General features: G+C 55.6%; 17 protein-coding genes. 5 read left to right on the top strand and 12 right to left on the bottom strand.

Translation table 11 applies throughout. From position 1 onward, the window contains the following. Positions 1–27: 27 nt before the first annotated feature. Positions 28–3,024 (bottom strand): TonB-dependent hemoglobin/transferrin/lactoferrin family receptor, encoded by a 2,997-nt coding sequence (locus tag ACT3RQ_RS03045; protein ID WP_444679992.1) that lies wholly within the window; start codon positions 3,022–3,024, stop codon positions 28–30. A 436-nt stretch (positions 3,025–3,460) separates the two neighbouring features. Here ACT3RQ_RS03045 and ACT3RQ_RS03040 point away from each other — a divergent pair, with 436 nt between their 5' ends. After that, the gene (locus ACT3RQ_RS03040; protein WP_192535744.1) at positions 3,461–3,673 is read left to right on the top strand and encodes a hypothetical protein; all 213 of its coding nucleotides are present in this window, start codon (positions 3,461–3,463) and stop codon (positions 3,671–3,673) included. A gap of 62 nt (positions 3,674–3,735) precedes the next feature. Here ACT3RQ_RS03040 and ACT3RQ_RS03035 read toward each other — a convergent pair whose 3' ends face one another. The 11 genes from ACT3RQ_RS03035 to ACT3RQ_RS02985 form a co-directional block, all read right to left on the bottom strand. Continuing rightward, positions 3,736–3,858: a hypothetical protein gene (locus tag ACT3RQ_RS03035; RefSeq protein ID WP_264298670.1), complete on the bottom strand. Its 123-nt coding sequence runs from the start codon at positions 3,856–3,858 to the stop codon at positions 3,736–3,738. Positions 3,859–4,042: 184 nt separating this feature from the next. Then, positions 4,043–4,663: a biliverdin-producing heme oxygenase gene (locus tag ACT3RQ_RS03030; RefSeq protein WP_192535742.1), complete on the bottom strand. Its 621-nt coding sequence runs from the start codon at positions 4,661–4,663 to the stop codon at positions 4,043–4,045. An 87-nt stretch (positions 4,664–4,750) separates the two neighbouring features. Next, positions 4,751–5,743, bottom strand: a complete 993-nt coding sequence (locus ACT3RQ_RS03025; protein ID WP_193054573.1) for a FecR family protein — start codon at positions 5,741–5,743, stop codon at positions 4,751–4,753. Continuing rightward, positions 5,736–6,317 carry an RNA polymerase sigma factor gene (locus ACT3RQ_RS03020; protein WP_192535740.1) on the bottom strand — a complete coding sequence of 194 codons (582 nt, stop codon included), beginning with the start codon at positions 6,315–6,317 and terminating at the stop codon, positions 5,736–5,738. Before ACT3RQ_RS03020 ends, ACT3RQ_RS03025 begins: the two co-directional genes overlap by 8 nt. 31 nt (positions 6,318–6,348) lie before the next feature. Further along, complete coding sequence (locus ACT3RQ_RS03015) at positions 6,349–7,110, bottom strand: ATP-binding cassette domain-containing protein (RefSeq protein WP_192535739.1); 762 nt, start codon at positions 7,108–7,110, stop codon at positions 6,349–6,351. Continuing rightward, positions 7,104–8,138 (bottom strand): FecCD family ABC transporter permease, encoded by a 1,035-nt coding sequence (locus ACT3RQ_RS03010; protein WP_225734175.1) that lies wholly within the window; start codon positions 8,136–8,138, stop codon positions 7,104–7,106. The genes ACT3RQ_RS03015 and ACT3RQ_RS03010 overlap by 7 nt, the downstream gene beginning before the upstream one ends. Continuing rightward, positions 8,138–9,007: a heme/hemin ABC transporter substrate-binding protein gene (locus ACT3RQ_RS03005; protein ID WP_444621594.1), complete on the bottom strand. Its 870-nt coding sequence runs from the start codon at positions 9,005–9,007 to the stop codon at positions 8,138–8,140. Before ACT3RQ_RS03005 ends, ACT3RQ_RS03010 begins: the two co-directional genes overlap by 1 nt. Further along, positions 9,004–10,056 (bottom strand): ChuX/HutX family heme-like substrate-binding protein, encoded by a 1,053-nt coding sequence (locus ACT3RQ_RS03000; RefSeq protein ID WP_444621593.1) that lies wholly within the window; start codon positions 10,054–10,056, stop codon positions 9,004–9,006. Before ACT3RQ_RS03000 ends, ACT3RQ_RS03005 begins: the two co-directional genes overlap by 4 nt. A gap of 32 nt (positions 10,057–10,088) precedes the next feature. Next, the gene (locus ACT3RQ_RS02995; protein WP_444621592.1) at positions 10,089–12,083 is read right to left on the bottom strand and encodes a TonB-dependent receptor domain-containing protein; all 1,995 of its coding nucleotides are present in this window, start codon (positions 12,081–12,083) and stop codon (positions 10,089–10,091) included. Positions 12,084–12,204: 121 nt separating this feature from the next. Further along, positions 12,205–12,369 carry a hemin uptake protein HemP gene (gene hemP, locus ACT3RQ_RS02990; RefSeq protein ID WP_444621591.1) on the bottom strand — a complete coding sequence of 55 codons (165 nt, stop codon included), beginning with the start codon at positions 12,367–12,369 and terminating at the stop codon, positions 12,205–12,207. Between the two features lie 280 nt (positions 12,370–12,649). Then, positions 12,650–13,252 (bottom strand): LysE/ArgO family amino acid transporter, encoded by a 603-nt coding sequence (locus ACT3RQ_RS02985; RefSeq protein WP_444621590.1) that lies wholly within the window; start codon positions 13,250–13,252, stop codon positions 12,650–12,652. Between the two features lie 94 nt (positions 13,253–13,346). Here ACT3RQ_RS02985 and ACT3RQ_RS02980 point away from each other — a divergent pair, with 94 nt between their 5' ends. The 4 genes from ACT3RQ_RS02980 to ACT3RQ_RS02965 all read left to right on the top strand — a co-directional run bounded on the left by ACT3RQ_RS02980 (position 13,347) and on the right by ACT3RQ_RS02965 (position 18,110). Next, positions 13,347–14,237 carry a LysR family transcriptional regulator ArgP gene (locus ACT3RQ_RS02980; RefSeq protein WP_444621589.1) on the top strand — a complete coding sequence of 297 codons (891 nt, stop codon included), beginning with the start codon at positions 13,347–13,349 and terminating at the stop codon, positions 14,235–14,237. A 71-nt stretch (positions 14,238–14,308) separates the two neighbouring features. Further along, positions 14,309–15,400 carry an ABC transporter ATP-binding protein gene (locus ACT3RQ_RS02975; RefSeq protein ID WP_444621588.1) on the top strand — a complete coding sequence of 364 codons (1,092 nt, stop codon included), beginning with the start codon at positions 14,309–14,311 and terminating at the stop codon, positions 15,398–15,400. 29 nt (positions 15,401–15,429) lie between these two features. Next, entirely contained in the window at positions 15,430–16,413 is a 984-nt protein-coding gene (locus tag ACT3RQ_RS02970; RefSeq protein WP_444679991.1) for an ABC transporter substrate-binding protein, read from the top strand. Beyond that, positions 16,413–18,110 carry an ABC transporter permease gene (locus tag ACT3RQ_RS02965; protein WP_444621586.1) on the top strand — a complete coding sequence of 566 codons (1,698 nt, stop codon included), beginning with the start codon at positions 16,413–16,415 and terminating at the stop codon, positions 18,108–18,110. Before ACT3RQ_RS02970 ends, ACT3RQ_RS02965 begins: the two co-directional genes overlap by 1 nt. Positions 18,111–18,116 lie beyond the last annotated feature (6 nt).

Raw genomic sequence — 18,116 nt, 5'->3', positions numbered from 1 at the left:
CGGCGCGGGTCATGCGCCGTAATTTAATTAAAAACGCAGTTCTGCTCCGGCCATTAGGGTGCGACCCGCCCCATAGCTCTTGGAGAAAATATCCGAGTAGCCGGTGACGTAGTTACGGTCGCGCACGTTAAGCATGGTGGCTCGCAGCAGCAGGTTAGGGTTGACCTGATAGCTGGCGTAGAGGTCCCAGGTGACGTAGCTGGGCCACAGGTCAAAGTCGAAATCCTCCGGGCCGCCCGCGGCGCTGTAGTTAAGGCGGGTGCCTACATCTAGGCGCTGGTCGAACCAGCGGGTACCGAAGGTGAGGCTTCCGCGATCCATGGGCAATTGCCTGGCACTATTCATACCGATGACATCAATGCCGCAATAAGTTAGGTCATCTCTCATTGCCTCATAAGAGTCGTAACCGGCTTCAATGGCTTCGTAGTAAGCGTCAGAGTAGTTGCCGTTTTCATCCGGTATATCTTCACGGATATTCCCGCTGCCCAGTGGATAGATCTTCTGGCAGAACTGATTATCGCTCCCCAGTACATGGGTATAGTTGGCTTGGGTGTACCAACGTTCGGCGTCATAATCGATCTCCAGCTCCAAACCGCGGAAGTTCATGGGTAGCAGGTTTGGCACGAACATGGTATGGCCTAATCCCCCTTGCTGCCCTGGCATCACGTTAACCATAGAGGTGATCAGGTAGTTATCCACACGGGTGTCGTAGTAAGAGAGCTTGCTGAAGAAGCGATCCCCACTTTTAAATAGATCCTGGGCGGTAAAATTGGTGCCTATATCCCAACTGCGTGAGGTTTCCGGTTGTGCATGAGGGTTGGGGAATAGCACCGCGAAGGGGTCGCCGGGGTGACTGCCCTGCATGAGTGTTTCAGTGAGTGAGGGTGGCCGCCAGCCACGGCCCCAGTTAGCAAATAGTTCGACGTTCTCATTGGGGCGATAGGCTGCGGATAATGTGGGTAGCAACTTATCCATGCTGTTATCGACGTCGTAATCTTGCATCACAGTGTCCGATAACCAAGTAGGTTCGTAACGCCAACTTGTCTCATAGTCGATCATAGAGGTTGGGTCGTTAACATAACCTTCCCAAGTCGGAATATCATCGCAAGCTGTCTGCCTACTTTGCTCTGGAATGATAGCGCTGATGCAGTTGGATCTCCTGGTTCTCAGACCGTTTTCAGCTCTTCTTGACGCTCTGTCATAGCGGTTATGATATGTCCACTCTACTCCAGGCAGCTTTGTAGAGCCTTTAAGCTTGTAATAGTCGTAGCGAAGCCCTGCCGCTAGGGTAAAGGCTTCGTTTTCCCACTGTAAGTTACTAAAAGCGCTTGCAATACTGCGTTCACCGCTGGGCTGCATGGTGTTGTCGATCGAGGCCAGCTGGCGGCCGCCGCGCTCCTGTGCAGAGGTGGACTCGCCTTTGTCGATAAAGTACTCAACCCCGTGGTTGGAAGAGAAACCATCAATCCCGCCGAGTGCAAAATGCGCAGTATTTTCCAGCGTAAAGCCGTAGGTATCGATTTGAGTGCGGTTATTGTTGTCAAGCCCCGCCCGGCAGGCGCTATATGCATTATCTGGGATGGGATTCTGTTCACAGACGCCCATCATCCAGTTAAGCTCGGTCATATCGGTGCCGTTTAGCACCACGGGCCGGCCAGCTTCGGTATAACGCTGCCCTTCTGTTGAAACGAAGTAAGCGTTAGCCTCCAGGTTGATCAGAGGGGAGGAGGGGTTAAGGTTATAGCGCAGGCTGACCGAGTCGGAGGTTGTACTGGCGTCGCCAAAGCGGCGCCAGGCATCATCGCCGTCGACCACCTCACCAGCCCTCATTATCTGCCGATCCGAGACGTTGTTGTAAGAGAGTTCGGTACCCAGGTAGGAAAACGTCAGTGACTGGTCGTCATCGATATGCAAGCGCGCCTTGAACAGGTTTGAGTCCTGCTCGTTGTCGGTGAAGCGGACTCGGTCGACATCCTGAACGATGTCTTTATGAAACTCATCCTGGACTCCTACCGTAAGAAAATCGTAGTTTGGTCGACGGCGGCCGGGGGCGTATTCGCCGAAATTACGGTTGCTGCGCGCCGCCAGCAGTTCCCAGCGATCGCCAAGGCGCCCGGCTACAGCCGCGCTACCAATAAAGTTGACTCCATTGCCTTCTCCACCTACGCCAGTCATGCCGCGTAAGCGCACGCCGATATCTTTACCCGGTAGAAGAACATCATCCACATCGATGGTGCGGAAGTTGGCACTGCCAGCGATGGCACCCGCACCATGCACGCCCGTGCTGGACCCCTTCTCGACCACCACGTCCGAGAGCAGCTCGGAATCGACATACATGGTGCCGTTACGCTGTTGGTGACCGTTGTCGTTGAAGTTTTGGCGCATGCCGTCGACCATCATGTTGACGCGCCCAAAGTCCTGCATGCCCCGGATATTGACCGAGAGCCCCGGGTCCTGGGCGTTGACGGCACTGTAGACACCAGGGGTCTCCTGCAGCATATCGGCGGCGTGGCGCGGCGGCGTGCGATCAATCTGTTCGCGCGTGATCACGCTTACCGAGCGTGGCTCATGATAGACCCAGTCGTCACCGATACGGTCTGCCGATACGGTCAGAGTGCTAAAGGCTGTTTGGTTGCCCACGGTGATTGAGGTGGTTGGTTCCAGTAGTTCTGCCGTTCTGCCATTGCGGTATGAAAAGGTCAGTGATGAGTCGGCTAGCAGTGTGCGAAGTGCTTCATCGGCAGTCATTTCGCCGCGTAAGGCCGGTGCGGTACCGTTGATGGGCTGGCCATCCTGACGGACGACAGCAATCTGCGTGGTAGCGGTAAATTCACCCAGCGAGTAGAGCAGGTGCTGTTCGGGCAGGTCGAACGTGTAGCGCTGCTGCAAAGGATTTTGCTGCAGCGCCTTGGATGAGTTCGGTACAGAGGGCTGGGCCTGTGCCAATACCTGAGTTTGCGCGGCAAGCAGGCCCAGTATCACAGCGGCAGTGATTGGGGATCGGGAAAAAACCTTAAAATGCATTGAAATAAAGCTCCCTTGTTACGCTAATAATAATCGTTTGTATCTTAATTAACGATTGGGATGAGAATTTCCCTCATCTGAAATAAATTTTTTGCCAAATTATTTTGTGGGGCCGTGGTATGGGACGCGATGCGTGGCATGCCATGCATGCAGGTTTCCCTCTGGGCATACGAGCATGCGTTATATACCCCTCGTTCAACTTCGGGGTTAATCATAATCAATTGCAATTGATATTTGCTTATATTTGAGATTGTTTATATTTTATGGTGATCAAATCAAAGGCAGATTAGGTACATTCAAGGGGGGGATGGTATGGCTCAGGAAATCGAGTGGGATGATATCACCGTATGCCTCCCTCCCGGTATGAGGGAGCGGGCATGGTTCAGGCGTTTATCTTGGTGGAGGCTTCACCATAGACGGTATGCGAATGGGTGGCATGGGCGACGATATTTTTGTCATTCATGGCGGAAGTAATTGTATCGTTTTTAACGATGGTGGTTTTATAACTCCCAATGAAGAGGGTATAACACGAAAAGAAGTGCACGGGTTGGTGACTATTCATGAGTCCAAGGTGTTTAATTTCCGCAATTATGTGCCTTATCTCGGCGTACATTACCGCTTGGCTGCAAAAACTGAGTGCAACACCTGAGCATTTCGCTAAGGTGTTGCGCTCAGTTTCTGCAGCCGCCGTTTGTAGTTGAGCGAACTGCATCAGCAGGTTTGTTCGGCGGTCACGGCAATCGTCAATGCAACTGCGATCAGCACGCTATGCAGAAAAACGCCGCTTGCCAAGGCGATCATTAGCGAAATCCATACGCTAGGTGTTTCTGTCATTAGCCCATAGAGTGAGCCTAAACACCCGCTTATCAGTGAAATCATGAATAAGCTGGCTGCCCACCAGTTGAGCAACAGAGAGGCGGCAGGAAAGGCGTATACAAGCAATCTGGACGAGTGTCCCTGTAGAGTCTGGTTCACTAAAATTCCCCGTTATATCGTTTTAGTAACGCTTCTTTTGGCGTTATTTTTGGTTATTAGTTAGTACGTTAGAGGCCAGCGATTTAACGAAAGTAAAGGCCGCTCTGGCGCCGTTTAAGGCTTCGTTTGCCTGTTCTTCAGAGAGCGGGATGGCGTCTAGCTGTGCAGTGAAGCGGCGCCAGTGCAACCCACGTCCTGCATCGCTGGGGGCGAGGTGACGGGCACCAAAATTGATGGAGAGGTTAAGTTGGCTGGCGTATTTGAGCAGAAAAGCCGCACCCAGGTTCGAGCCTTCATTGACATAAAGCCAGCCAACCGCAGCCGCTTGAGATTCGATAGCGGGTACTGAGAGAGCATCGTCAGTCAAGTCATCGAGGTTGAGGGCAAGATCCTGGCAATCTCTGATCACTGCTTGGTAACGACTGCGCTCGGCCAGCCCTTCCAGCCAGTCGTTCAGCTCAGGCTGAAGATAAAGCACTTCAGTGTGACGTTGGAACTGATATTGAACCGTTAGAAATCTCTTGTAGCCTTCCAGGCTGGCAAAAGGGGCGAGTTCCATAATGGCTTTATCAACATGTTCATGAGCAGTATGGGTATCCAACTTTAGACGCTTGCTCAAGGGGAGAGTATTCGTCTCTCTTGAAGGGGAAAGAAGTGTTTCCATGAGTCGTTCTCTTTAGTGAGATGAATGAAATCAGGGACGTAAATGGAGGCGCAATCCCCGTGTGTGCGTGTATTACCTATGAGTACTTCACCCCGTGCGTAGCCACAGTAAATCGCCGGGTAAGCGATGAACCTCAATGTCAGATACATGAGTCAAGGCTGAAAGCAGAGCCTCCGGCTGGTCGACAGGGAAGCTTCCGGAAAGACGTACGTCAGAAAAAGCGTGAGTATCGAGTAGTAGGCGGCCTGGTAGCATGCGTTCCAATTGAGCAACGATCTCACTCATTCCTGCGTCATCGAATACAACTCTTCCTTCCTTCCAGCCAAGTGCTACAGGCAGAGCTACCGGTGAGACAGGGCCAAGTTCGCCATTGATAAGTGCCACTTGCTTACCGCCACCCAACAGGGCTTGGTGTCCTTGACTGTCTGTAATGGCTACTTGCCCCTCTGCCACCGTCACGGTGACACTGTCAGTGCTATGCATCACAGCAAAGTGAGTACCGATAACCTTTATCGATGCTTCGCCAGCGGTAATGGTGAAGGGGCGCTGGGCATCTTGCGTAACATCAACCCATAATCGCCCGCGTCTTAGCGTTAGTCCTCTGTAGGTTTCGTCAAACTCAATGTCCAGCGCGCTATTCCCATCCAGTAAAAGAGACGAGCCGTCTGCCAGTAGAAGTTGTTTCATTTGCCCTGGTGTCGTGACGGCATCGGCTGTCAGTCGATCCCAGTTGGCTGGTTCACGCCATAGTTCAAGGCTCAACAGCAAGCCGAGCATGCATAGGGCAGCGACTGCCCATCCCCACGGTCGTTCATTCCGCCGTTTGGATGGCGTGGCAGACTGTTGAAGGTGAAACAGGCGAATGGGGGCTTCAATATCCTGCCAAAGCTGTTTCGCTTCTTGATACGCAAAGTGGTGAAGCGGGCTTTGTTGTAGCCACGCGTTGAACGCCTGTTGATCATGTTGGGTGACGCTTGCATCCTTGAGTTTAAGATACCAAGCGATGGCATCATCCATGGTGGCGTCATCTATTGCAGGCGATGGCGCTGGCTGGCTCAAAGGTTCGTTTGGTTTAGTCACGGTCTAACCCTTCCTGGGAACGTGGCCTGTTGTTATTAATACAACGAGTGGACTGAATGTTTTCCTCATTGATTGATTGTTTTTTCCATTTACGACACTGGCGCATCGCGTGCATCATGTCTTTTTCAACCGTGCTAACAGAAATGCCCAAGCGCTCGGCAATAGCCTGATAGGTCTCACCGCTAATTCGATTGAGTAGGAATACGCGTTTAGTTCTGGGGGGAAGGGTATTTAATTGATCGATTAGTTTCTGCCACTGTTGAGTCTTATGAGCAATTTGTTCTGGACTTGGCTCCTGAGGGGGCTCATCAATAGTGGCATTAAATTCTTGAGTTTGATGACGCTTACGCACCCCTTGGGATCGTAAATAGTCCAGCGCTAGGTTGTGCGCCGTGCGGTGTAGCAAGCCAGCAGTATCTGTTTCTTTAGAGGGGCGTTGCCACAGCTTAACAAAGGTGTCTTGTGCCAGATCCTCTGCAACACTAGTGCTACCAACAACCTGCTTGATACGTTTTATAAGACGATGCCGCTCGTTAAGAAACATGCGAAGCAGAGCAGAAGAAGTTTTGGTCATGCGAGGCTTGCTCATCTCATTAATAAAAAAATCACGGCGCAAGGGTAATAAGAGGAGCCAACGCCATGTCGCTTTGGATGCAGTAAAGTTCCGCTCCATACACCTTGGCGATGGTCGTAGTCTTTAAAACGTGTCGGGGTTTACCATGCGCTATACGCTGTCCCTTTTGCAGTAACCAAACGCAGTCGGCGTAAGTGCCGGCCAGGTTCAGGTCATGTAGGACGCATACGATGGCCATATGATGCCGTGTGGCCCAAGTGCGTAGTTGACGCATTAGCCGCTGCTGCTGGCCGATATCCAAGGCGCTGGTGGGTTCATCCAGCAGAAGTAGGCCGCCATCCCTGGCAGCGTCTGAGCGCCGCGAGAGTAACTGGCAGGCGCCGCGGGCGATCATCACTCGCTGGCGCTCGCCGCCCGAAAGCGAGAGTACGCTGCGCTTGGCGAGCGGGACGAGGTCCAGGTCATCGAGTAGTTCGGCGATGAGTGCTTTATCGGGGTTGCTCCCCAGACACACCAGTTCTTCCACTCGCCAATCGAAGCCGACAGGCTCCTGCTGAGCGACAAGCGCACGACGGTTGGCGAGCGCGGTGATCTCCCATTTATGTAGCAAGTGGTCATCCAACTGTACGGTGCCCTGCTCGCAGCGGCGATAGCCTGACAGCATGCTGAGCAGCGTGCTCTTGCCTGCGCCATTAGGCCCTACAATCGCGAGCAGTTCGCCTGGATGGATCTCACCATTCATGGGCGCTAGTGCGGGAATTGAGGTTAGCCCCGCGTGATGCAGGGTCAGCATGACGGGCTCCGGCGCATAAGCAGATACAGAAAGTAGGGCCCGCCCAAAAGGCTCGTTAGCAGCCCGACCGGGATCTCGGCAGGAGCGGCTACCGTGCGCGCCAAGGTATCGGCGACCACTAATAACAAAGCACCGCCCAGCATTGAGGCAGGCAGGAGTAACCTGTGTCCGGGCCCTAGCCAAAGCCGTAGGCAGTGGGGAACCAGCAGGCCAAGAAAGCCAATGACACCGGTGAGGGCTACGCACAGCCCGACGCCAAGTGAGGTGGCCACGACAATGCGGCGTTTGAGGCGGTTGGCGTCCAGCCCCGCCGCATGGGCCGTGGTTTCGCCTAGTTGAAGCAGGTCAAGCTCGCTGGCGCTGCGCATTAGCATCCATAGTGCCAAGCTAATCAGTACCAAGGCGATAGCGGTGGTTCGCCATAAGGCATGGGTTAGCGTGCCCATGCCCCACAGGCTCAGTTGGCGCAGCTGTTCATCGCTGGCGATAAACGCAAGGACGCCACCTGCAGCGCCGGCCAGAGTGTTAATCGCCAGGCCCGCTAGCAGCAGGGTCATAACGGCGGCACTCCCACCCTGACGTTTGGCCAAGCCAAACACGATGACACATACGCTCAGCGCGCCCAAAAAGCCAGCAGCAAACTGGCCGTAAAGGCTGTTGACGGCGCTATCCTGAAAAATAACGATCCATAGCGCCACAAATAGCCCGGCACCGCTGGCAAGGCCGAGCAGCGTTGGGTCGGCTAAAGGATTACGAAATAGCCCCTGCATGGCAGCGCCGCTGCCCGCAAGCATGGCGCCTACGACAACCCCCAGCAGCAAGCGCGGTAAGCGCAGCTGCCACCAAACCTGTGTGCTGAGTGTATCGGCATTGCCGCTTAGCAGTGCCCATGGGGAGAGCCCTAACGCTCCCGACGCCGCGCCCCATGCCAAGGCAAGTAATAGCGCAAGCGTTAGACCGATAAGGACTCGTGGGGCGCGCCCCATCGGTTGCATCGTACGCTGACGATAAGCCGTTAAGCTGACCATTACGGCGCAGCCAGTGCAGTGGGCGAGGCGTTGAGCAGCGCTTCAACATCCTGGCGTAAGGCTAACAGCTGGTCGGGCGCCCGTGGCCCAAAGCCCAGCAGTGCCTGATCATCGATAACGATTAACCGCTGCGCTTGGCCTGCCGGAGTAAGAGCCATGCCGGGTAATTGCCATAAGGCTTCTGGGCCACCCATGGCGTCTAAACCGCGCGCTGACATAATGATCAGCTCAGGTGCCTCGCGCACCAACGCCTCGGCGCCAACACTGTGGTAGCCCTCCATCGCTGCAAAGGCGTTTTCCATCCCGACGGCTTCAAGTGCCGTATGCGCCGCGGTTTGGCTTCCGGCAGCGCGCGGCGTTAAGCCACTATGCTGGAGAATAAACATCGCCCGGGTTGAAGGTAAGGGGGGCAAATCGGCCAGGTATTCAAGCTTGTCAGTCAAGGTTTGCGCTAAAGCGTTGGCTTGTTCACGCCGGTCAGTGTAGCTACCCACCGCGCGAACCTTTTCAGCAATGGCCGCTAGCGTCGCGGGTGCGCTAACCACATCCAGCGTAACGCCGACAGCGTTCAGCTGTTCAAGCACTTCTTTAGGGCCGGCATGCTGATTGGCAAGGATACGGTCAGGCTGAACCGACAGTACGCTTTCGGCCGAGAGCTGGCGTAAATAACCCACAGAGGGCAGCGCTGTCAGGGTCTCAGGATAGAGAACCGTATCGTCACGGGCGACCAGGTTAATGTCAGCCTTCAAGGCTGAAAGCGTTTCAGCAATATCGCCGCCCAGCACAACCCAACGTTCGCTGGCGCTTGTTTCCAGGCTGAACAGCAGCGCAAACAAAACGCCGGGCAGCAGTCGAACAGGCTGCTTCATGCCACGGCCTCACGCTGATGCAGCTCATTCAATAACTGTCGCCAGGCGCTGGATTCGGGATTGCCCTCTCGGCGCTCGGCGTATATTTGCAGGACTAATGCGCCTTGTGCGTCAAACGCTTCAATGCTGGTGACGCCTCCATCACGATTGGGTTTAGACACTTGCCACACCTGATCAATGGCGGTGTCGTCCAAGTGCAGGGTAAAGCTATCGCCAAACAGATTCAGCCAACCCCGTGCGCGCTGGGGCGTAGGCAGCGTCCCCGTGCGGATTTGTACGCAGCCGGGGCTGGCGACAAACAGCATGAGCGGCAAGGCGTGTTGGCTTGCCTGATGGAGCAGGTTTTCCAGTATGTTAGCCGGTAGCGCCCGGGTGTAGTGGCCCTCCATCAGCTGGTTGGCCTCAATACGCTCCAGGCGATGGCGCTGCAGCAGAGCGAAGAATTGATGCACGTCCTGCATCGCTCCCCATTCGCTCGCAAGGTCGGGGGCGTTGGGAAGCGGGCGTTTAAGGCGTGGTGCACTCTGGGTGAACGCCGGAGTGTCCTGGGTGCCGAGTGCTGCTAACGCGTCCCAGGCGCTGGGAAGCGGTGTTTCTAGCGCAAAGCATTTGTGCACGGCGCAGCCATGCTGGTTAAATATTTGCAGGCTCCAGCGCCACTCCTCCGAGCCATCTTGTGAAGGCATGGCATCGCGAATCAAGCACACCCAGTGCCAGTGGGAATACAGCAAGCGAAGATCCAAACCGCAGGGGTCGAGCAGTAGTCCCGTTTGGGCTCCACCGCGCAGTTCAGGATAGTCCCCGGTTTGTTCAAGGACGGCCAGGCGCGAGCGGGTCAGCGATTTTACGCGGCCAAGCGTGGGCAGATAGCTTGCGATCTCACTGGGTGGCAGGGGCAGTGTCCATACATCACGCCCCAGGCGAGCCGCCTGTAACTCGCCTTCGCTAATAGCCAGACGCTCGGCAATGTCGATGGCGGGCAGGCGCGGCTGGGCCGCCCGCGCAGCATCAAAGGCTTCCAGAATAGCGATCTGTTGGGATTGCGTCATGAGCTCACCTCCATCGGGTGCATGGTGTGGCATTACCACTGCCAGTTGAGGGTGGCGAACAGGCTGCGCCCATCGCCTAAGCTGCCATCGGGGCGGTACCACACTTTATCGCCCAGGTTGGCCAGGCGTAGCGAGGTATCAATGGCGGGAGTGAGGCGCCAGGCCAGGTGTACATCGTGTAGCCCGTAGCCTGGCAAGCGCTCGTCATCGCCTTGTTTGTCGAAATTACGGGCAAACCGACCTTGCCAGCCCAAGCGAACATTACCGTTGTACAGTGCAATATCACTGCCTAAGGTCGCTTCCAGCGGTGTTTGATTGCCTAGCGGCGCGCTGGTGTCGCGGTCTTTGCCGGAGACCTCGGAAAGGCCTGCAAAACTGGTAAGGAAAGAAAAAGCGCTGGGCTGCCAGAAAACGCGGGCATCATAGCCCCACAGCTGGGCGCGCTGAACGTTCACGGCTTGAGTGGTGCCTGCCATAATATCGACCTGAGTGTCGATAAAGTCATTGGCACGGGTATCAAAGTAGCTGGCACGCACTTGCCAATCTCCCTGATGCCAAACCACGCCGCTCTCCCAGGTATGACTGGTTTCAGGGACAAGATCCGGGTTGGGTATCCAATAGTTGTCGGGCGTACAGAAGAACGGCCCGGCACAGAAACCCGCAAAGTGGCGTTCATTAGCATATAACTCAGAAAGGCTCGGGGCGCGGAAAGCCTCGGCGTATCCGGTAAATAGCATCAATGCGTCGTCGGGCCGCCAGGCAACGCGAAAACGTGGGGAAATCTGGTCATGTACGCTGTTGGCCTCGCCTTGGCCGGTGGCATCGTAACGGTCATAGCGGGCGCCTAGCCCAATGTCGAATGCTCCCGCGCCGCCCTCCGTCAGGTAACGGCCGGCGGTGAGCGTTGTATCCAGGTAGGCTGCTTGCGTATCAATGTTGGCATGTGGGAAACCATTCGCATCGCCTTCAGGACGTTGGCGGGCCTGCTCCAGTTCAGCACCAAATACCAGCGTTTGAGAAAGCCAGCCATGCTCCATTCGGTGATAGCCGTCGCTTTGCAGCCCCGCATGCTCCAGAGTGCGGCTGGCCCTTGGCTCATCAATATCTTGCTGGCTAAAGGTGAGTCGTGAGGTGATCTCGGTAGCCGCATCTGGCTGCCAGCGGTGGCCGAGCTGCACATTGTTGCTCTGAACGTCGCGGTCGCGCAGTGGGTTGCTGGCATCTGTAGAGCGCTGTTGCGGATTAGCGGGTTGGGTGGTGTGCTCGTCGTAATGTTGCCAGCTAACAAACACCCGCTGGTCGTCATCCGGCTGCCAGCCACCTTTTAGTAACAGGCTGTTGAGCGAGGCATCTTCATCGGCCATCTCGCCACCGGCGCGACGAATATCACCGGACTTGCTACGGCCTATGGATAGAAGACCATCGACGCGGCCACTTGATGTATCACGACGACCAAAAGCGGTAAGGCTGCCACGTAACTCGTCACTGGCGCTTGCGCCACCGACAGAAAGCCGTACACCGCTTTCCTCGTCGGGCGCAAGCAGGTCATCGGCATCTACGCTGTTAAAACTAACCACACCGCCCATCGCGTTACTACCGTAAAGGCTAGAGAGCGCTCCGCGAGCAATCTGGACATTTTGAATCAAGGCGGGATCAAGGAAAAAGTTACCGATATGACCCGTGGAAATATCTTGCCGAACACCATCCAGGCGGACCAGTACGCCCTCACGGCCAAAGCCACGCAGGCTCAGCGTTTGGCCGTTGCGGCGCCCTTGTCCTGCAACGTGTAGGCCAGGCTGACGGCTTAGTATGTCTTCCACTCGACTTGCGGTGGCCAACACAGCATCATCGCGCTCAATAATATCGATGATGAGTGGGGCACGGGAAAGATCCGTGGGCGCTCGTGTACCGGTGACAGTGACAGGATCAAAGGAGTGAGGCTCAATCTCTGGTTGCGCCAAGGCAGGTGCTACCAATAGAGGGCAAAACGTAAGATAAAGCGGGCAAAGCGAGTAAGCGCGTTTCATGGGCCAGACCATTCCAGCAAGAAGAAGGTAATAGGTGCTGGCTGGGTGCGTCGGCTACCTGGCTGGCATTAAGCTTGGGACGTACTAATAGCAAATGCTAAGGGGGCGTAACGGTCAGTTGTTAAGCCGTTAAAATAAGTTTTCCGCTTTTGGTAAAACGTAGCAGATAGCGCCGGTTTTCGTGATGAATCACCAACTGGCCTTCTGACCCTAGTAGCTCTCGACTTTCCACTTCACGTGGTGGCGGTGTTTTCTCCCGCGAAGTGCTTTTTTCCATGCTGTACATGAGATGAAATTCCCTATGCTAATGATAGTTATTATCGATAAGATATCAGCCTGCTTGCGTTAACTCAAGCATCGACTATGGGTTGGCTAAGGCCAAACCAGGGCAGGCAGAGATCAAAATGGGAATCGTGCGGAGTTACCCCGCTTTTTTGTTAACGTTGGCTTCTGCCAGTTTCCTTAAGCTTTAAATTGAAAATCAGTTGGTACGTGGTTAAACGTTTTATTGTAGAAATAGTATTAACCTGCGTTAAAACTTCACAGATACTTATTGTATGAAGGGGCTACAAACCACTTATCATCAGTTGGATGGCAACTGTCGACATCATCATCGCAACCCCAATATCGATTAGCCGCCAGGTAAGAGGGCGTGACAGCCAAGGCGCCAGCCAGGCAGCGCCTAGTGCCAAGGCAGTAAACCAGAGTGCTGAGCCACTGGCAGCCCCCATGGCATAGGCGCCGGGAATAGGTTGCTGAGCACCGAGTGAGCCGATCAGCAATACGGTATCAATATAAACATGCGGGTTGAGCAGCGTTACCGCAAGTGTCGCCAGTATGACCGCAGTAAGAGAGCGTGGCGGCGTACCGCCTGCCTCAAGTCCGTTAGGGCGCCAGGCACGGCGTAGTGCCTGACTTGCGTACCAAAGCAGAAATGCAGTCCCGCCCCAGCGAGCAATGGCTAATAGAAGGGGATTTTGAGCCAGCAGATTCGCCAAACCAAACACGCCTGCGGTCACCAGCACGGCATCGCAAACAATGCACAGCAGAGCGACCGGAATATGATGTTCGCGGCGCAGGCTTTGCGAAAGCACAAACGCATTTTGAGCGCCAATCGCCATGATTAACCCCATCCCAACCAGCAGGCCGTTGCTGTAACTCTGCCACATGCTCTCTTTCCTGTTATGAATATCGCTGGCCAGTGTGCAGAGATTACCTGTATAAGAAAAACGAATAATGCTGATGTCTCATTAGGAAAAGTGATTGCTGGATTACAAATTATTGGCGGCGTTGGCCGCCGTCATAGAGCAGGGTGGTTTTGAGCGAGGCGCGCAGGTGCTGGGGTTATCGCAGTCAGCTATCTCCCAGCGAATCAAGCTGCTTGAAGCGCGTATTGGTCAGCCCGTTCTGGTGCGTGCCACACCGCCTGCGCCCACCGAGGTAGGACGCCAACTGCTTAACCATGTGCAGCAGGTGCGCTTACTTGAACGCGACTTAAAGGGTCAGGTGCCGGTATTAAGCGAGGCCGTACCGGAACGCCTGCGCCTGGCGATTAACGCCGATAGCCTGGCGACGTGGTGGGCATCAGCGGTAGGGGATTTCTGTACCAACCAGAACGTGCTGCTGGAGCTGGTGGTGGAGGACCAAGAGGTAGGACTAAAGCGCATGCGCGCTGGTGAAGTAGCAGGATGTGTCTGTGCCGCCGAACGCCCGGTTGCGGGTGCCAATAGCGTAGCGTTAGGTGCCATGCCTTATCTTGCCGTGGCAAGCCCTGCCTTTATTCAGCGCTACTTGGCAAGCGGTATCACTGCCCAGGCGTTAGGCCGCGTACCCGCGATTGTGTTCGGAACCGATGATCAGCTACAGCATCGATTTTTGGCAGAACTTGGCGTAACGGGTGGGTTCGATTACCACCTGTGCCCCTCTTCCGAAGGCTTTGTACGGCTAATGGAGAGCGGTCTCGGTTGGGGGATGGTGCCAGAGCTTCAGGTACGTGATGAATTGACCAAAGGTACACTGGTGGAACTGATGCCGGGGCGCGCCATTAAGGTGCCCCTTTATTGGCACTATTGGCGCAGTGGAGGCCGCCTGCTAACCGGGTTAACGCACCACCTTTGCCGTGAAGCAAAAGAGGCGCTGGTGCCGATTTTATAATCACTAGCGCTGTCAAACGACTGTCATCATTTTTGGTTAGGATAGTTTCCTTTGATGACGGTGCTAACCCTATGCCCATTCCTGCGCTTGCTATTGAAGGTTTGCATAAATCGTTTGGTGATAAAAAAGCGCTGGATGGTATCGACCTTCACCTATCGAGCGGCAAAGTGCTGGCCCTGCTAGGCCCCTCCGGCTGTGGTAAAACGACATTACTGCGCTGTATCGCTGGGCTAACCGGCATCGATAGCGGGCATATTTCCCTGAATGGGCAGCTTGTGGCTCAGCCTCAGCGTCATTTGAGCCCCAACGATCGAAAGCTCGGCATGGTCTTTCAGGATTATGCACTCTGGCCGCATATGAGCGTGGCGCAAAACGTAGCGTTTCCTCTGGAAATGCAAGGCGTTAACCCCAAAGCGCGCGAAGAACAGGTAGCCTGGGCGCTGTCGCTGGTCGGCCTTGGCGACTATGCCGACCGCCAGCCGGGGTCGCTCTCCGGCGGGCAGCAGCAGCGCGTTGCGCTGGCACGCGCCATCGTGGCCAAGCCCAGGCTTTTGCTAATGGATGAGCCGCTCTCCAATCTGGATAAAGGGCTTCGCGACAATCTGGTACTGGAAATCCGAGCCCTAATTGAAGAGCTCGCCCTGACGGCCGTGTTTGTCACCCACGATCAGCACGAAGCCTTTGCTCTGGCCGATGAGGTGGCAGTGTTGCAAGAGGGGCGTTTGCAACAGGTGGCCTCCCCGGAAGCGCTTTATCAAGCGCCCGCTACCCCCTCGATTGCCGCGTTTATCGATGCCGGTGCGGTGCTTGATGGACACTTCGATGCAGATGGCTTTCATGTTGCTGGCCAAACGTTACGCGTCATGGCTCACCGTGATTACACCGGCCTGGCACGCCTTCTGCTACCTCGCCGGGCACTTACACTGACGTCGCCAACTCAGGCTGATGTGATTGCCAAGGTAAAAGGTCGGCTGTTTCAGGGCGACCACACCGCACTAACGCTGTCGCTTAATCAACATACCCATATAAAACTGCGCGTACATGGCACGCTGGTGCCACCGGAATCCGTTGGCCTGACGGTAGACGTCACATCACTACGCGCCTGGCTACCCACTGGCGAGGCGCTTTCCTGTTCCCCTCTGCATGCTGCGGAGCTTTGCTAACACATTTATCCCACTATAAGGAATGTCGCATGCTTTCTCGATTGCTTTCCCGCTCTGGGCTGGTGTCGCTTACGGGCGTCGCAATTTTTAGTCTGGGTAGTCAAGCTCATGCTCAGGCGTTGACGGTCTACTCGGCAGGGCCGAACTCGCTGATTGAACGTCTGGCGGCCGATTTTACCGAGCAAACCAATATCGATGTGAATGTGTTTCAAAGTACGACAGGCCAGGTAATGGCCCGGTTGGAAGCCGAGCGTGCCAATCCGTTGGCAGATGTCGTCATTTCTGCTTCTTGGGATAGCGCTACGTCGCTTTCGGAAGATGGTCTCTTGCACGCTTATCGATCTTCTAATGCGGCCACTGTGCCTGATTTCCTGCAGGCGGATGACTACGTCGCCCAGGGCGTTTCGGCGCTGTCGCTGGTCTGGAACCAAAATAGTGATACGCCGCCACCCAGCGACTGGTCTGATCTGGCTGACCCGGTTTACGCCGACCAGGTAACTATGCCTGATCCCGCTCAGTCGGGGGCCGCTTTTGAGCTGGTGGCCGGCCTTTTGACAGCGACGGGAGAAGACGCAACGTGGTCGCTGCTGGAAGCACTGATGGACAACGGTATGGTGGTGCCCGGGCCTAATGCTCGCGCGCTGAACCCCGTATTGCAGGGCGCCAAGTCTGTTGTGTTTGGCGCCGTCGACTATATTGCGCTTACCCAACAGGAAAGCGGCGAGGCGATTGAGGTCATTTTCCCCGAAAGTGGTACGGTTATCGCGCCGCGCCCGATGATGATTCTCGAATCCAGCGCTATGCAACATGAGGCCGAGCAGTTCATCGATTACGTGCTCTCTGATCAAGGCCAGCAGCGGGTTGCTGAAAGCTACCTGATGCCAGCACGTAGTGATATCGAAGCACAGCGCCCGACGCTGAATGAACTGACGCTGATTGATATCGATAGCGAAGCAATGAACGAGCAGCGTGACGTCATTCTGGAACGCTTTCGTGAGCTGACGGGCGGGTGATGAAATCGATCAAAGCCCTCAACCTGCCTCGTTTGGACGGGGCAGGTATCGTGCTGTTGCTCACGGTGCTGATACTGCTTTTATTAGTGGGCTTGCCGCTACTGTATATCGTTTTGCAGGCCATCTTTCCGCTATGGTCGCGCGGTGATCTCTCTGGTGCTTTTACACTGTTCGTGCCAACGCTTGTCGACCCTGCACTGCTTAAACTGCTGGGCAATACGCTGCGTCTGGGCCTTGCCGTGGTCTTGGTCTGTGCCGTGTTGGCCATACCGCTTGGCGCGCTGCGGGCGCTTACCCGTGTGCCGGGCGGCGCTATTTGGGATCTGATTTTTCTGATTCCGTTTATGATTCCGCCGTATATCGCAGCGCTTTCCTGGATGTTGACGCTTCAGCCGCGCGGCTATGCGCAGCAGTTAATGGGTATCGACGCGAGCCATTTTCTGTTCTCTTTCTACGGCATTGTGTTCGTGATGGTGCTGAACGTCTTTCCCGTGGTCTATTTTGCCGTTTCGCGCACCATGATGAGCGTGGGCGGGCGTTACGCGTCGGCTGCCCGCGTTTGTGGCGCGGGCAAATGGCAGGCGCTTTGGCGCGTCACTCTGCCACTCTCGACGCCCGGTATTGCGGCCAGCCTACTGCTGGTTTTTGCACTCACGATTGAGGAGTTCGGCACGCCAGCCACGCTGGGCGCTCAGGCGGGCTATCACGTTTTAGTGACCGGGATTCATCAGCGCTTTTCCGACTGGCCAATCGATATCCCCGGTGCCGCCGTGCTGTCACTGTTGCTTGTGATGCTGGCGATGGCCGCCTTCTACGTCCAGCACTGGCTGGTAACGCGGCGTTCGTTTATCAGCCAGACCGGCAAGCCAGCGACGGGGGAGCGCGCCGAGCTTGGAAAATGGAAGTGGCCGACCTTAGTGCTTTTTACAGCCGTGGCGTTTATCTCGGTTGCCGTTCCCCTGCTGGCCGTATTGGCGACAGCGCTGACGGGAACGCTGTCGGGCGGACTTACGCTGGATAACCTGTCGCTACGCCACTTCGAGGCGCTGTTTGCCAATCGTGGCGGTGCCATGCAGGCATTGGGGACAAGTTTGAGCCTGGCCGTTGGCGCCGCTTTGCTCACAGGCGTATTGGGAGCCCTGGTTGGCTATATGGTGGTGCGCGCTCAAGTACGTGGCAAAGGGCTGCTCGATTTACTGTCGTTGCTGCCCAACACCCTGCCTGGGGTCGTTGTCGCAGTAGGTTTGATTCTGGCGTGGAACCAGAGCCATTGGCCCATTCAGGTGTACAACACCGGGGCGATGCTGCTGCTGGCGTATGCGTGTCTGCTGCTTCCTTACCCTGTGCGCTATGCCAGTGCGACTTTCCGGCAGATGGGGGAGAGCCTGGAAGCGGCTGCCAGAGTGTGTGGTGCCGGGTTTGTCACGACGTTTCGGCGTATCTTGCTGCCGGCGCTGGCGCCGAGTCTTCTGGTATCCATGCTGCTGGTGTTTGCCATCGCTTCTAGAGAGCTGGTGGCATCACTGATGGTGGCGCCGGCAGGCATGAGCACCGTATCGACATTCGTATTTGGACAATTCGAGCAGGGCTCACCGGGAGTGGGAATGGCGATGAGCGCCGTGGCGATTTTTACCACCACGGCACTATTGGTCGGGCTAACGGCCTTCAGCCGCAAACGGTTGCCCATCGCCAGCTAGATACGC

This window comes from Halomonas sp. AOP43-D1-4, assembly GCF_052446175.1.
GTDB lineage: Bacteria > Pseudomonadota > Gammaproteobacteria > Pseudomonadales > Halomonadaceae > Vreelandella > Vreelandella citrativorans.
This window is presented reverse-complemented; position numbering and strand designations above follow the sequence as displayed.